This is a genomic window from Paraburkholderia sp. GAS41 (genome assembly GCF_050436545.1).
Taxonomy (GTDB): Bacteria; Pseudomonadota; Gammaproteobacteria; order Burkholderiales; family Burkholderiaceae; genus Paraburkholderia.
Genome location: NZ_JBNDMK010000010.1, coordinates 145,688 through 159,901, shown reverse-complemented (window position 1 = coordinate 159,901; position 14,214 = coordinate 145,688). Strand labels below are relative to the sequence as shown.

The window sequence follows — 14,214 nt, the reverse complement described above, 5'->3', positions numbered from 1 at the left end:
CCAGGTTACATGCTATGAATAAATTCGTCGGCAAACACGTTGTAATCGCAGCGCTGTCGGTGCTAGCGGGCTACGCGGCCAGTGCGCAGGCAGCGGATGTCGTCGGCAACGCCAAGGCAGGTCAGGGCAAGGTCGCGATGTGTATTGGCTGCCACGGCATTCCCGAATACCGCACGGCCTATCCGGAGGTCTACCGGGTGCCTATGCTCGGCGGCCAGAATCAGGCGTATCTCGAGAACGCGTTGCACGCATACAAGAAGGGCGACCGTCACTTCGAGACCATGCATGCCATCACCGCGTCGCTGTCGGACCAGGACATTGCCGACATCGCTGCGTACTACGCGGCGCAGACCCCCGCTTCGAAAAGCAATCCCGACAAGTAACCGGCTGCGGTCATCCATTCCAGTCATTCGGTTATTTACTTTCGCGGGACAGGAGAATTCATGAAGAAGCCTCAACTGGCACTCCACACGATGTTCAAGGCTGCCTGTGCAGCGGCGGCGTTGCTCGGTCTGGCCGCAGCCAACGTGGCGCACGCCGCCGACGCCGGCAATGGCAAGGTGCTGGCCGACGCGCACAACTGCGCCGCGTGCCACGGCGTGAACCTCAACAAGCCGGTGAGTCCGGAATATCCGAAGCTCGCAGGCCAGCATTCCGACTACGTCTACTGGGCGCTGCGTCAGTATCAGATGGGCAATGGCAACCCGCACCTGGGTCGCAACAACGCGATCATGCAGGCGCAGGTGCAAAGCCTGTCGCAAAGCGACATGAAGGACATCGCGGCCTACGTCGAGTCGCTGAACGGCGATCTGGTCCAGAAGAAGTAAGCGTCTTATCGCACGCTGCGCTTTGCGTTGCCGCTATCAAAACACCTCGCTATGGCGGGGTGTTTTGCTTTGAGGCGGACCATGAGACTCGACACCGGTCGCCGTGGTTGCGCGACGATGGCTCCGTGGATGTATCAGTCGCGCGAGGCGCGGCGTTCGATGCGTTGCAGGTATGCGTCGGTGTCGGGCGGCGTACCGGTGCGTTGCGCTTCCCACAGGGTTTCCCCGAGGCACTCCATGATTGCGTGCTGCGCGTCATGGGTCGAGTTGAAGCGCGCGGCAAGCCGCTCGTGGGCGGCGCGAATGCCGGGCGGTTGATCGATCGACAACTGTTCGCTGATCGCGAGATGCATCGACAGATGCAGAAACGGGTTGGTCTGGCCGCGCTCCGGCGAGTAGTCCTGAGCGGACGCCGCTTCGCCTTCGGTCAACTCGGCGTGGTATTCGGGGTGTTCGACGATCCAGTCGGCGGCGATGGCCTCGAGCGGTGTCAGGATTGCGCCTTCGCGCTGCTTGCGCCAGGTCTCGGTGAAAAAGCTTCGGACTTCGTCGCGGCTGGGATTGAACATCGTGAACTAAAGGCGGTATGGGAGAGGGTGCGCATGCGGGGCAAATCCGGTGCGCGACGGTGAGCGGTTATTTTACGCTGGAGCCCGCCGCCATGCTGGCACGCGGCCCTGGCACCGGGCCTTGGCACCGCAACGAGGTCGCAAGGCCGCGGCGCGGCCGGTCACGCGCGGGATGCTTACAGGTCGGGCGGCGGAGTCTTTGGTCGAAACTCGCACAGCGGCTCGATCACGCAATGCCAGCATTCAGGCCGGCGCGCCTTGCAAACATACCGTCCGTGCAGGATCAGCCAGTGATGGGCGTCTTGCTGAAACTCGGCAGGGGTGAATTTCTCCAGTGCCGCTTCCACCGTGCGCACGTCCTTGCCCGGCGCCAGACCGGTTCGATTCGCAACCCGAAAGATGTGCGTGTCGACAGCAATGGTGGGATGGCCGAAGGCCGTGTTCAGCACCACATTGGCCGTCTTGCGGCCCACACCAGGCAGGCTTTCGAGCGCCACACGGTCGTCCGGCACCTCGCCGTCATACTGTTCCAGCAGAATCCGGCAGGTCGCGATGACGTTCTTTGCCTTGGTCCGATAGAGGCCGATGGTCTTGATGTAGTCGGCCACGCCTTCTTCGCCGAGATCGGCCACCTGTTGCGGCGTGTTCGCGAGCGGGAACATCTTGCGCATCGCCTTGTTGACCGATACGTCCGTGGCTTGCGCCGACAGCATCACCGCGATCAGCAGTTCAAACGGCGTGGTGTATTCGAGTTCGGTGGTGGGATGCGGGTTGAGGCTCTGGAGCGTCTCGTAGATGGCGCGGCGTTTGTTCGCGTTCATACCGGGGCGGAAGGTCAGGGTTTGGAGGTGCGGGGGCCGGGCGTGACTTCGGTAGCCGGCGCTGCCTGCTCCGGCTGCGCGGCTTCGATGCCGAGACGCCGGCGGCGAGCTTCCGCCGCGTCGATCTGGGCTTGCACGTCGGCACTTACGCGCTCCGTATTGTGCGGACCCGCGCCTTTGGCGGCCAGTTCCTGCTTCTTCTGGCGAGCACGTTCGAGCGCGGCCTGGATGATCGCGCGTTTTCTCGCTTCGGCGTCGTCAGAAGCGGGGGCGGTGGTGGTAGCGGCAGCACCGGAGCCGGTGGGCGCAGTGCTTCCGCCGGCGGCAAGTTCGCCGGTTGTGGTACTCGCGGCCCTGCGGGCTGCCACACGCGCTTCTGCGGCCTGGCGTTCGCGCTCGAGACGCGCGGCGCGCTGATCGTGGTGTGCGCGGGCAGCGCTCGCCTGTTGTTCACTCCACGCTTCCCAGCCGCTTGCATTGCCGGTGACGGGCACCATGGCAATGCAGTCGACCGGACAGGGTGCGACGCAGAGATCGCAGCCGGTGCACAACGATTCGATCACCGTGTGCATCTGCTTCGGTGCGCCAAGTATCGCGTCCACCGGACACGCCTGCATGCACAGCGTACAACCGATGCACAGACTCTCGTCGATCACCGCGAGCGGCCGGGGCCGCTCCAGACCGTTGACGGGATTGAGCGGTATCACGGGCTTGCCGAGGAGGGCGGCAAGTCGCGCCACGCCTTCGGCGCCGCCCGGCGGGCACTGGTTGTAGTTGGCTGTGCCAACGGACACCGCTTCGGCGTACGGCCGGCATGCTGCATAGCCGCACTTCGTACATTGGGTCTGGGGAAGCAGATCTTCGATGCGGTCTGCGAGTGTTATGGAATCGGTCACGGTCACGACGGTGAGGCTTGCCGGCAAGCCGCTGCGGGCGCCTGGCGGCAGACGGGAGCAGCACGAATTGGCTGACTCAGTCAGGCGTAGGGGAAATAGCGCATTATCGCCGATTTCCCCGATTGCCATTGTCAAACCATGTGCCATAATCGAAGCGCTTTTTCGAAAGACCGCAGAAGGGTGTCCCCCAACCATGGCGCGCCCGCTAACGCTGTCGGTGCAAGGCCCGAGGAGAGGCCGGCGGCGCGATCCGGATAACGCGGCTCACGATGATGCCACCATGAATCAGCCGAAAATCAAAAGAGATCCTGAAGGCACCCGGCGCCGTATTCTGCTCGCGGCGGCTGAGGAATTTGCAAATGGTGGGTTGTTCGGCGCACGCGTCGACCAGATCGCCCGCCGCGCAGAAACCAATGAACGAATGCTCTACTACTACTTCGGTAGCAAGGAGCAGCTTTTCACGGCCGTCCTCGAACACGCCTTCGGCGCGCTCACGGAGGCTGAGCGCACGCTGGACCTGAACGGCATTGCGCCGGTCGAGGCGATTACGCGTCTTGCGCATTTTGTGTGGGACTACTACCGGGATCATCCGGAGCTGCTGCGTCTCGTCAACAACGAGAATCTTCACGAAGCGCGTTACATGCAGAAGTCCACGCGCATTCGCGAAATGATCTCGCCGATTGTTGCCACTCTAGGCAGCATCCTGGAGCGCGGCCAGCGCGCCGGTCTGTTCCGCACCAATGTGGACCCGTTGCGCTTCTATGTCACGCTGTCGGGCATGGGCTATTACATCGTGTCGAATCGCTTCACGCTCGAGGCGACACTCGGCCGCGATTTCAGCACCGCGTCCGAGCGCAGCGAAATCGTGCAGATGAACACCGAGTTGCTGCTCGCGTATCTGCTTAGACGCTAAAGCGGCTAAGCCAGGCTAGCCACAAACGACAACGGCCCCCGCAGGGGCCGTTGTTTTGCAATGGATGCGCGCGCAACCTTCTCGCTGGGGTCCCGGTTTACCCGGAGCCCAGCGCGCAGTCGCTTCAGGCTTCGACCTTTTCCTTCGAAGTCTTCGGAGCCTTGTTATGCGCGAGGATGAACTCGCGCAACTGCGGATAGATGATGGTGCGCCAGCGCCGTCCTGAGAAAATGCCGTAGTGACCGCATTTTTCCGCCGTGAAATGCTGTTTGTGCTCGGCCGGAATGCCGCTGCACAAATCCTGGGCGGCGCGCGTCTGGCCGTCGCCGGAGATGTCGTCGAGCTCGCCTTCGATCGTGAAGAGGGCAGTCTTCTTGATGTCCTGCGGCCGGACGCGCTCACCCGCCACATCCCAGGTGCCTTCGGCCAGGCGGAACTCCTGGAAGACCACGCGGATGGTGTCGAGGTAATAGTCGGCGTCCATGTCGAGCACGGCGTTGTACTCGTCGTAGAAGCGGCGGTGTGCTTCGGCGTCGTCTTCGTCGCCACGCAACAGGCTTTGGTAATAGTCCCAATGCGAAGCCGCGTGCCGTTCCGGATTCATTGCCACGAAACCGGTGTGCTGCAGGAAGCCCGGGTAGACCTTGCGGCCGACACCCGGATAGTTCGGCGGCACCGTGTAGATCACATTGTTGTCGAACCATTCGAAGGAATGCTGGGTGGCGAGCGAGTTGACCGAGGTCGGGCTCTTACGCGCATCGATCGGGCCGCCCATCATCGTCATCGTGCGTGGCGTGTCTTCGCCGCGGCTCGCCATCAGCGAAATGGCGGCCAGCACCGGCACCGTCGGCTGGCACACGGAAATCACATGCAGATCTTTCGCGCCGATGTGGCGGATGAATTCCTGAATGTAAGCAACGTAATCGTCGAGATGGAACTCGCCTTCCGCGAGCGGGACCATGCGTGCGTCGATCCAGTCGGTGATGTACACCTTGTGGTCCTGCAGCAGGGTGCGCACCGTGTCGCGCAAAAGCGTGGAGTGGTGACCGGAAAGCGGCGCGCAGACCAGCACGACCGGCTCGTCTTTCAGTTGGCTGACAGCGGCGCTGTCGTCAGCGAAACGCTTGAAACGCAGCAGACGGCAGAACGGTTTCTCGACGATCGTTTGTTCGATGATCGGGATGTTATGACCATCCTTAACAATCTGGTGCAGATTGAATTCGGGTTTTTCGTAGTCTTTGCCTAGCCGGTAGAGCAGTTCATAGCCGGCGGAAAGCCGGGTGGCGCCCGGAACGTAGGCAAAAGGGCTGGCCGGGTTCGCGAAGGATTTCGACGCGGCCTGGGCCCAGGCGGTCAGCGGGCTAAGCAATGCCCGCTGGAATTCGTGCAGTTGATAGAGCATGGGCGCTCCGTGGTGAGGCGATTCGCATGGGGCTGCGCAAACACGCGTATCGCGTTGCGGCGGGCCGTTTTGGTTGTAGGCGCTTGATTATCGGCCAAGAGTCTCGTTTGATGATATCGGACAAAGCGAATTTGTGCAATGCAGCAACGCGGGGCCCCTCGGCAGCTAAAACGTCATTAAATCATGGTACGAGCGATGTTGCTTTGCCGCTATCCGGGGTTGCCGCAGGGTCAAGTTTGGCCCTGCGACTGCCGTTATGGCCGATCAGGCGTTCGCGGTCGTGGCGTCAGTGGATGCTGCGCCATGCGCCGGTTGTCCGGTTGCCTTCGCCATTTCCTGCTCGTGTTTCATCAGGTTCAGTCCGGTGTGCACCAGCGCCACGTGTGAAAACGCCTGCGGGAAATTACCAACCAGTCGCTTCGCAGCCGGGTCATATTCTTCGGACAGCAGACCGACGTCATTGACGAGCGCCAGCAACCGCTCGTACATCTCTTCCGCTTCGGCGACGCGTCCTTGCATCGCGAGGTTGTCGACCATCCAGAAGCTGCAGGCGAGGAAGGTGCCCTCGCCGGGCGGCAGGCCGTCGTCGACTTCGGTCGTGCGGTAGCGCATCACGAAGCCGTCGCGCAGCAGGTATTTCTCGGTGGCGGCGAGCGTGCCGATGATGCGCGGATCCGATGGCGGCAGAAATCCGACTTGCGGCAACAGCAATACGCTTGCGTCGAGTTCGTCGCCGCCATAGACCTGGGTGAACGCGTTGAGCTGGGGATTCCAGCTTTTCTCGCAGACCTGCGCGTGAATCTGCTCGCGAACCTGGCGCCAGTGGTCGATCGGGCCGGGCAAATCGAACGATTCCGCCGACTTGATGGCGCGATCGAACGCCACCCAGGCCATCACCTTCGAGAAGGTGAAATGCTGGCGGCCGCCGCGCGTTTCCCAGATGCCTTCGTCGGGGTCCTGCCAGATCGTCTCCAGATGCTCCAGCATCTCGCACTGCACGTTCCAGGTGGTCTCGTCCGCTTGCAGGCCGCCTACCCGCGCGAGATGCAGGGCGTTCATCACTTCGCCGTACACGTCGAGCTGCAACTGGCCGGCCGCGTTATTGCCGATCCGCACCGGCTTCGCCCCCTGGTAGCCCGGCAGCCAGTCCACTTCGAACTCGGGCAGGCGCCGCTCGCCGCTGATTCCATACATGATCTGCAATTGCTCGGGCGCGCCGGCCATCACGCGGGCCAGCCAGCTTCGCCACGCGCGTGCTTCGTCGAAATAGCCGCCGCGCATCATGGCAAGCAGCGTGATGGTGGCGTCGCGCAGCCAGCAGTAGCGATAGTCCCAGTTGCGCGTGCCGCCCAGCTGTTCGGGCACGGACGTGGTGGGTGCCGCCACGATGCCGCCGGTGGGCTCATAAGCGAGCGCCTTGAGAGTGATCAGCGAGCGGCGGATCGGCTCGGCATATTTGCCCTCTACCGTGCTGCGCGCTGACCACTCGAGCCAGTGATTCTCGGTCCGCGCGAGCGCGGTGTACGGATCGCGGGCCGGCGGAATGCGCAAGTGCGACGGCGAATACGCGAGCGCGAACGGCACCCGTTCACCGGGCGACACCGTGAACTCGGCGACGGTATGCATATTCTCGCCACGCAGTTCGACGGGCGTACGCAGCACGGTGGTATCCGGCCCGACGATCGCCTTGATGCCGTTGTCGTGCTTCAGTTGGCTGACCCACGGAATCGAAAAGCCGTAATCGAAGCGCAGCACCAGTTCCATCTTCATGCGCACGGTGCCGCGCCGGCCCACTACGATCCGCACCAGTTCTGACCAGCCGTTGCCCGGCGGCATGAAATCGATCACCGTGACGGCGCCTTCGTCGGTTTCGAAATCGGTTTCGAGAATCAGCGTTTCACCGCGATAGCGGCGGGTGGTCTTCACCGGCGTGTCGGAGACGGGCGCGATCAGCCAGCGGCCGTTCTTTTCGGTGCCGAGCAGCGCGGCAAAGCACGCGCCGGAATCGAAGCGCGGCCAGCAGAGCCAGTCGACAGAACCGTCACGTGAGATCAGTGCGGCGGTGTGGCCGTCGCCGACGAGAGCATAGTCTTCGATGAGTGCGGGCATAAGTAACCGAGTAAGCGGAGTGAGCGGGGCGTGACGGGCGCGTACAGCGTGCGCTCGCCGCGTGCCGCGACGTGGTTATGACCGGACCGGTTCCATACGGTTTCGTTCAGCGTGTGCCGCAGGCAGGGTCGGCGCGCATTCGGGGCAAGTTCGCATTGGCAGGTCGAATTTTGTCTGCCTACAATCAGGCTTTCGAATGATGGGCGAGGGTCTGGCCGCAAGCGTGGGAACGCCAGTCCGTCGCGCACGCAAACGCTGTTTTCGAGGACGAAAGCCATGCTGAACCCGTCGAAATCCGATTGCATCACCATTCTCTCGGTCGCCAGCGAACTCGCTGACGACTCCTTGCTGCCGCTCGATGCCGGCCGCCTCGGCCTGTCCCGCAACGGCATGCTGACCGCCCTCGCGTTCCTGAGCGAGCGCGCCTGTTTCAGAAGCTACCAGAACGGTGACGGTCATTATGCCGTCGGCGGACTGTCGCTGCAGGGACGGCTGCGTCTGGACCAACTGGCCAACGGCTGAACCCAGCGGGTGATCCCGCGGGATCGGCGGCGCGGTATCTTCTGCGATCAATTTCACCTCATCCGGGCGAAGCCTGCTGCGCTCCCGGCCGGTTCCGTTCGTCCCGACAATTCCGTTGCTCCTGAGTGTGCGGGGTAGCACGCGCTATGCCACGCACAGCGGGCGGCGCGTCATGAGCTGTACGTTAGCGTCGCCCGCTCAGAAGTGCGAGGCGCCCACGCCAAAGATACCAATGACCCCGATGACGATCAGATAGACCGCGACGATGTAAGCCAGGAGGCGCGGCATGACGAGAATGAGAATGCCGGCGATCAGCGAAACAAGCGGACCCAGACTGAATGTGACGTTCATGGCGACTCCGAGTGGTGGCACGGGGGTGAGAGGGGCTTCTCATCGGGCGCCCGGCTACATCGCCCGCCAGCACCGGTTGCCAGCCTGACGGGCTGCGCGATCCGGCTCAACGCTGCGCTGCTATCTTCTATACTTGCGCCGATAACTAAAACGTTCCAAATCGCGCGGCAGACCAGTGACACCGTCAAAACCGAACAATCCGATGTCCAGGAGGTCGACATGCTTCGTAGTGCCAGAGTCGCCGCAAGCGCCGCGTCACAGCCCTCGCTTCAACCTGTTCGGAAGGCCGCCTTTGCGCAGCCAGCCCGGTCTGCCCATTCGATAATAAAAGGTTTCGTGCTTATGGTCTCGCTAGTTGCTTCCCATGCGTTTGCCCAGGATACCGGGCCGGCCCCCGCGGACGGTGTCTACGACATGATTGTTGGCACCTACACGGGCGGCAAGAGCGAAGGCATTTACGTCTACCGGTTCGATACGAAAACCGGTGAGGCCACACCCGTATCGGTCGCAAAGACGGTCAACCCGTCGTATCTGGTGGTGAGCAGCGACCGCCGCCATGTCTATTCGGTCAACGAACTGCCCGGCGACAATGGCCCGGCTTCGCAACGCGGCGGCATCAGCGCGTTTGGCTTCGATCGGGTGAGCGGCCAGCTGACGTTTCTCAACAAGGTGTCGGCGGAGGGCAACGACCCCTGCTATCTGAAGATTTCGCCGGACGGCAAGTATCTGCTGACCGCGAACTATTCGGTTGCGGCGGATCCGGGCGGCAGCTTCGCGGTGTTCCCGCTGCAGGCCGACGGTCAGGTGGGGCAGGCGGTGCTGACCGTGCATCATGAAGGCGGCGGCCCGGTGAAGGGACGTCAGGACAATTCGCATGTGCATTCAACCGTGTTCTCGCCGGACGGCCAGTATCTGTTCGCGCAGGATCTCGGCGCGGACAAGCTGTACTCGTACCGTTACACGCCTGATGGCAGCCGGGGTCTGTTCGGTCCCACCGAATGGCGCTATACGGATGTGAAGGCCGGCAGCGGTCCGCGTCATCTGGTGTTCGGGCCGGACGGCAAATACGCGTATCTGACGAGCGAACTGGCGGCGACCGTCAGCACGTTCCGCTACGACGACGGCAAGCTCACGCTGCTGCAGGTGTCGCCGCTCACCGAGCCGGGCTTCAAGGGGCAGGTGGGGGCCGCGGCGATCCATCTTTCGCCGGATGGACGTTTTCTGTACGCGACCAACCGGGGTGATGCGAACGAGATCGTGATTTTTTCGGTCGACCCGGCGAGCGGTCATCTGAAACTGATCGGCCGCCAGTCGAGCCTTGGCAAGTCGCCGCGCGAGTTTGTCATCGATCCGACCGGCAACTGGCTGATCGTCGGCAATCAGAACAGCGACACCGTGTATGTGTTCAGGCGCGATCCGCAGACCGGGCTGCTGGAAGCGAATCCGAAGCGGATCGAGATCGGTTCGCCGGTCGATTTCAAGCTGGTTTCGCCGTCCTGAGGTTAGCGGCGGGATTAAGCGTAAGGGTTGAGGGGATGCAGCAGCCTTTTGCTGCATCCTGAATCCGAAGTAAAACGGGCTTCGGAAGCATCGCTCCGAAGCCCGTTTTCATTGCATCAGTGGCCGCTTATTCAGCCGGTCCCGGTGCCAGCACTTCGCGGCTGCCGTTGATGCCCATCGCCGACACCAGCCCCGCGGTCTCCATCTGCTCCACGAGCCGCGCTGCGCGGTTGTAGCCGATGCGCAGTTGCCGCTGCACCGACGAGATCGACGCACGCCGCGTGCGCACCACGAAGGCCACCGCTTCGTCGTAGAGCGGATCGGCTTCGGCGTCCGGCGTCTCGCCGAACAGGTCCTGGGCTGCGCCTTCGGTGGCGGGGCCGTCGAGAATGCCTTCCTCGTATTGCGGCTCGCCGAACTGCTTCAGATATTCGACGATCCGGTGCACTTCCTCGTCGGCCACGAACGCGCCGTGCACGCGCTGCGGATAACCGGTGCCGGGCGGCAGGAACAGCATGTCGCCCTGACCAAGCAGCGATTCGGCGCCCATCTGATCGAGGATCGTGCGCGAGTCGATCTTCGAGGACACCTGAAAGGCGACCCGCGTCGGAATGTTGGCCTTGATGAGGCCGGTAATCACGTCCACGGACGGGCGCTGCGTGGCGAGGATCAGGTGAATGCCGGCGGCGCGCGCTTTCTGCGCGAGCCGCGCGATCAGTTCTTCGATCTTCTTGCCGGCGACCATCATGAGGTCGGCCAGCTCGTCGATCACGACCACGATCAACGGCAGCGTGGCGAGCGGCTCGGGGGCTTCGGGCGTCAACGAGAACGGATTGCCGAGCTTCTTGCCGGCGGCTTCGGCGTCGCGGATTTTCTGGTTGAAGCCCGCGAGGTTGCGCACGCCGACTGCGGACATGAGCCGGTAACGCTTCTCCATTTCGCCGACGCACCAGTTGAGTGCGTTGGCCGCGAGCTTCATGTCGGTCACGACTGGTGCGAGCAGATGCGGAATGCCTTCGTAGACCGAGAGTTCGAGCATCTTCGGGTCGATCATGATGAGCCGCACTTCCTCGGGCGTCGCCTTGTAGAGCAACGAGACGATCATGGCGTTGATCGCCACCGATTTGCCCGAACCGGTCGTGCCGGCCACCAGCATGTGCGGCGCCTTGGCCAGATCGGCGACGACGGGATGGCCGGTGATGTCCTTGCCCATCGCGAGCGTGAGCATGGAGTGCGAATGCTGATAGACGTTCGCCTCGAGGATTTCCGACAGACGGATGGTCTGGCGTTTCGCGTTCGGCAATTCGAGACCCATGCAGGTCTTGCCCGGAATGGTTTCGACTACGCGGATCGACGTGAGGCCGAGGCCGCGCGACAGGTCTTTCATCAGGCCGACGATCTGGCTGCCGCGCACGCCGAGCGCGGGCTCGACCTCGAAGCGTGTGATCACCGGGCCGGCCGATGCGCCCACCACGGTGACCGGCACCTTGAATTCCTGCAAACGCTGTTCGATCAACTGACCGGTTTCGGCGAGGCGTTCTTCGGAGACGGGTTCGACATCGGTGTCGGCGCGCGCCAGCAGGTCGAGGGTCGGGAGTTCGACCATCGACGCCGCAGGGGCGCGGAATTCGAATCCCGTCGATGCGTGGCCGCGCGGGGGCTGGCGCGGTGCGATGGGTTCGTTGGCCGGTTCGCTGCGCGGGAGGGTGAGCGGCGCGGAGAGGGGGGCGTCGGGTTGGTTGCTGGTTGCGTTGCTGGTTTCGTTGACGAGATCGTCGTCGGTTTGGCCGTCGATTTCGTAGTCCGGCTCGTCGAAAACTGGCGTTGCGGTTGAGGCGGCGGTTGCAATTGCAGTTGCAGTTGAGACAGCAGGTATGGCAGTGAGCGGAGTTTCGTCGGGACTGTCGACGAGGGGATGCCGCGGTTCGCGCGGGGCCTGAGCCGCGCTGCTCGCGACATTCGCCGCGGCAAAGCCGGGGAAGCGTACGACGTTGGATGGAGCGGAGGCGATCGGTGGCGCTGCGGGCTGAAGAGGTGGCGTCGGCGGCACGATGGTCTGCACGCGTGAGCTGTGATCCGGCGCGGCGGGTTCGGTGGCAGTAGACCCAGACTCGGTCGGCGCTGCGGTGTGAAGTGCGGTGGCGGCAGACTTGGAGTCGGTCAACGATTCGCTACGAAGCGTGGCGGCATCAATTTCTGTTTCCCACGGCACGAGCGCCTGGTCGATGACGAGTTCCGCTGCCGGCGCACGTGCCAAGTTCGTTGCGCCTGCGTGGTCGGCGGCATTCACGGCGGTCGCGACATGAGCGACTGTTTCGACGTTCTCGACGGTCGCGGCTGCGGCTGCGGGCGTGGCCGTCGCCGAGAGCGGCGCTGAGAGTGGCGCCGTGAGTGTTGCCGTGAGCGGCGCAACGCGTGTCGCCGCCTCGGCGACGGTGGCCGAAAGGGCAGGCGCCGCCGTCACTGCGACGTCTTCGACGCGGGGCAGAGCGGTTTCGTTTGCTGTAGCGACAGCGACTGTCGCGGCAGGGTTCACTGCCTCGTGACTGGCTGTATGCGAGGGCGTATCCATTGCCACTTCCAGCGGCGTCTCAGCATTGCGTTGTGTGTCGCTCGATCGCGGCGCGACTGAAACGGCGTCCGCCGCTGACTCACCGATCGCAGTCTGCGCGGCTTGCGGCGGCGCAATCGGCCAGACTACCGGTTCGGCCGGCGCCTCGCTCACAGCGGGTGCGTCGGTGATGATTCTGGTCGTATCGGCACCACTGCGGCGCGCGAGGCTGGCGCCTGCGATGGTGGTCCACTGTGCAGCGTTCTCTTCGATACTGCGCAGGGTCTCCTGCACGCTGGCGGGCGGAGTGACGCGTTCGCTCGGCGCGGCGGGCCGGGAAAAGCTCGGCGCGCGCGTTGCAGAGAGGTCACGACGCCGCTGCGTTTCACGCCCGTCGGCAACGGCGCGCTGGGCCGGTATGGGTGTGGCCGGCGCCACGCTGCGCGTGACGGTGGAGGGTGTGCCACGGCGGGTCGTGTGGTTGAGCGCTTGCGCAGACGACGCACGGTGGGTGGTGGCTATGGAGCCTGCTGTCGCACCCGTCATGACGCGGCTCGGGATGGCCGCCTTTGTCGCGCCCGCTGTTCCACTTGCAACGGCCGCCATCGAAGCGATACCAACGGCACTCGACGGGCCGGCGGAGCGACCATCGAGATTTGCCGTGGCGTGACCTACCTGACCCACCTGACCTCCATGGGCCGCCTGAGCCGCACCCCGCGCTCCCGCCGCACTACGCGACGCGACGCCCGGCTCACGCAGCCATCCCGCTGGCGCGACGGGTTCCGACGGCGTCCACGGCGCGGCCCTATCCGACGACGTGCCGATTTTTTGCCCCGCGGCCGCCCCACCGCCAGACCGACCCGGCGTGCCGGCGCGCGTGCGGCCAGCACCATCAGCGGCGTCCGGCTGACTGCGTAGCGTCGCATTTCTGGCTTGCCAGCTGACACCGCCTTGCGTTCCGCTCGCACGGGCGTCGCCGCCCAACGCGTCTTTGCCCAGCACGTCCTTGCCGCTAGCAAGCCCCGCCGCGCCAACGCCAACGCCGCGTGTCGCCGCAGGCGGCCGCCAGACGGTCGGACGCGCGTAGCGACCCTTGGCTTTCGGCGCCATCGTATTGGTCGGTGTCGACGCGTACGGCGGCAGCGTGTCGTCGATGCTGCTGCGGCGGCGCGCGTCTTCATCGCGCCTCGCCAAGCCACGGCTCAGGCCAAGACCGAAGGCACCGTCCGCCCAGATGGCGACGGCGCTCCAGCGAAACTCGAGCAGCCACGGGAGACTCACGCCCAGCAGGCCGAGCATCACGAGCGGCGTGCCGACATGTCCCAGCAGCCGGCCGAAACCCGCAGTCAGCGCATGCCCGAAGCCGTCGACGCCCGCCATCCCGAGCAACGACGCTTCCAGCGTGCAGCTCGCCACGAGGACGCAGATAAAGCCGAGCCAGAGCCGGATCGTGCCGGGCCCGCGCAGGCCGACGCCGCCTGGCAGCACAGACTTCGCGAGACGCCACAAGAGGGGGAGGAACCAGACGGCTGACCCGCCGAACCAGCCGAAAACTACCGTGTGCATGCTAGACATCAACGAATGACGGATCCGCGAAAACGCAATCCGTCGAGTTTAAACCGGCGAAGCACGAGGCTTCGAAGACAGCGGCAAGCGGATCGGCTTCTGCTCGACCCGGTTGAAAAGCCGGATGGCGCGTGTTCGGGCCTGAGCGGGCCTCGTCGGGCTCAGCGCCGCCCAAGCTGCAAACCGC

The 14,214-nt window shown here is 64.0% G+C and carries 12 protein-coding genes; 5 read left to right on the top strand and 7 right to left on the bottom strand.

Features of this window, described 5'->3' with window-relative positions:
• The first annotated feature begins 14 nt into the window (after positions 1-14).
• Together P3T43_RS16315 and P3T43_RS16310 are read left to right on the top strand one after the other, a co-directional pair.
• The gene (locus P3T43_RS16315) at positions 15-383 is read left to right on the top strand and encodes a c-type cytochrome (protein ID WP_429282065.1); all 369 of its coding nucleotides are present in this window, start codon (positions 15-17) and stop codon (positions 381-383) included.
• A 60-nt stretch (positions 384-443) separates the two neighbouring features.
• On the top strand, positions 444-827 hold the full coding sequence (locus P3T43_RS16310) for a c-type cytochrome (RefSeq protein WP_429282064.1): 384 nt from the start codon (positions 444-446) through the stop codon (positions 825-827).
• 134 nt (positions 828-961) lie between these two features.
• On the opposite strand, the gene P3T43_RS16305 is transcribed toward P3T43_RS16310, so the two are convergent.
• From P3T43_RS16305 to rsxB, 3 genes are all read right to left on the bottom strand, one after another.
• On the bottom strand, positions 962-1,396 hold the full coding sequence (locus P3T43_RS16305; protein WP_429282063.1) for a DUF1841 family protein: 435 nt from the start codon (positions 1,394-1,396) through the stop codon (positions 962-964).
• A 176-nt stretch (positions 1,397-1,572) separates the two neighbouring features.
• Entirely contained in the window at positions 1,573-2,217 is a 645-nt protein-coding gene (gene nth / locus P3T43_RS16300; protein ID WP_429282062.1) for an endonuclease III, read from the bottom strand.
• Positions 2,218-2,231: 14 nt separating this feature from the next.
• Entirely contained in the window at positions 2,232-3,119 is an 888-nt protein-coding gene (rsxB, locus tag P3T43_RS16295; RefSeq protein WP_429282131.1) for an electron transport complex subunit RsxB, read from the bottom strand.
• A gap of 274 nt (positions 3,120-3,393) precedes the next feature.
• On the opposite strand from rsxB, the gene P3T43_RS16290 reads away from it, so the two are divergent.
• The gene (locus tag P3T43_RS16290; RefSeq protein ID WP_429282061.1) at positions 3,394-4,026 is read left to right on the top strand and encodes a TetR family transcriptional regulator; all 633 of its coding nucleotides are present in this window, start codon (positions 3,394-3,396) and stop codon (positions 4,024-4,026) included.
• Positions 4,027-4,150: 124 nt separating this feature from the next.
• Here the strand turns inward: P3T43_RS16290 and P3T43_RS16285 are convergent, their stop codons facing one another.
• On the bottom strand, positions 4,151-5,428 hold the full coding sequence (locus P3T43_RS16285) for a polyhydroxyalkanoate depolymerase (RefSeq protein WP_429282060.1): 1,278 nt from the start codon (positions 5,426-5,428) through the stop codon (positions 4,151-4,153).
• A 264-nt stretch (positions 5,429-5,692) separates the two neighbouring features.
• Positions 5,693-7,537 (bottom strand): glycoside hydrolase family 15 protein, encoded by a 1,845-nt coding sequence (locus P3T43_RS16280; protein ID WP_429282059.1) that lies wholly within the window; start codon positions 7,535-7,537, stop codon positions 5,693-5,695.
• Positions 7,538-7,813: 276 nt separating this feature from the next.
• Here P3T43_RS16280 and P3T43_RS16275 point away from each other — a divergent pair, with 276 nt between their 5' ends.
• The gene (locus P3T43_RS16275) at positions 7,814-8,059 is read left to right on the top strand and encodes a hypothetical protein (RefSeq protein WP_429282058.1); all 246 of its coding nucleotides are present in this window, start codon (positions 7,814-7,816) and stop codon (positions 8,057-8,059) included.
• Positions 8,060-8,257: 198 nt separating this feature from the next.
• Here the strand turns inward: P3T43_RS16275 and P3T43_RS16270 are convergent, their stop codons facing one another.
• Positions 8,258-8,410 (bottom strand): DUF3096 domain-containing protein, encoded by a 153-nt coding sequence (locus tag P3T43_RS16270; RefSeq protein ID WP_429282057.1) that lies wholly within the window; start codon positions 8,408-8,410, stop codon positions 8,258-8,260.
• Positions 8,411-8,629: 219 nt separating this feature from the next.
• Here P3T43_RS16270 and P3T43_RS16265 point away from each other — a divergent pair, with 219 nt between their 5' ends.
• Positions 8,630-9,910 (top strand): lactonase family protein, encoded by a 1,281-nt coding sequence (locus P3T43_RS16265; protein ID WP_429282056.1) that lies wholly within the window; start codon positions 8,630-8,632, stop codon positions 9,908-9,910.
• A 127-nt stretch (positions 9,911-10,037) separates the two neighbouring features.
• Here P3T43_RS16265 and P3T43_RS16260 read toward each other — a convergent pair whose 3' ends face one another.
• On the bottom strand, positions 10,038-14,027 hold the full coding sequence (locus tag P3T43_RS16260) for a DNA translocase FtsK (RefSeq protein WP_429282055.1): 3,990 nt from the start codon (positions 14,025-14,027) through the stop codon (positions 10,038-10,040).
• Between the last annotated feature and the right edge of the window lie 187 nt (positions 14,028-14,214).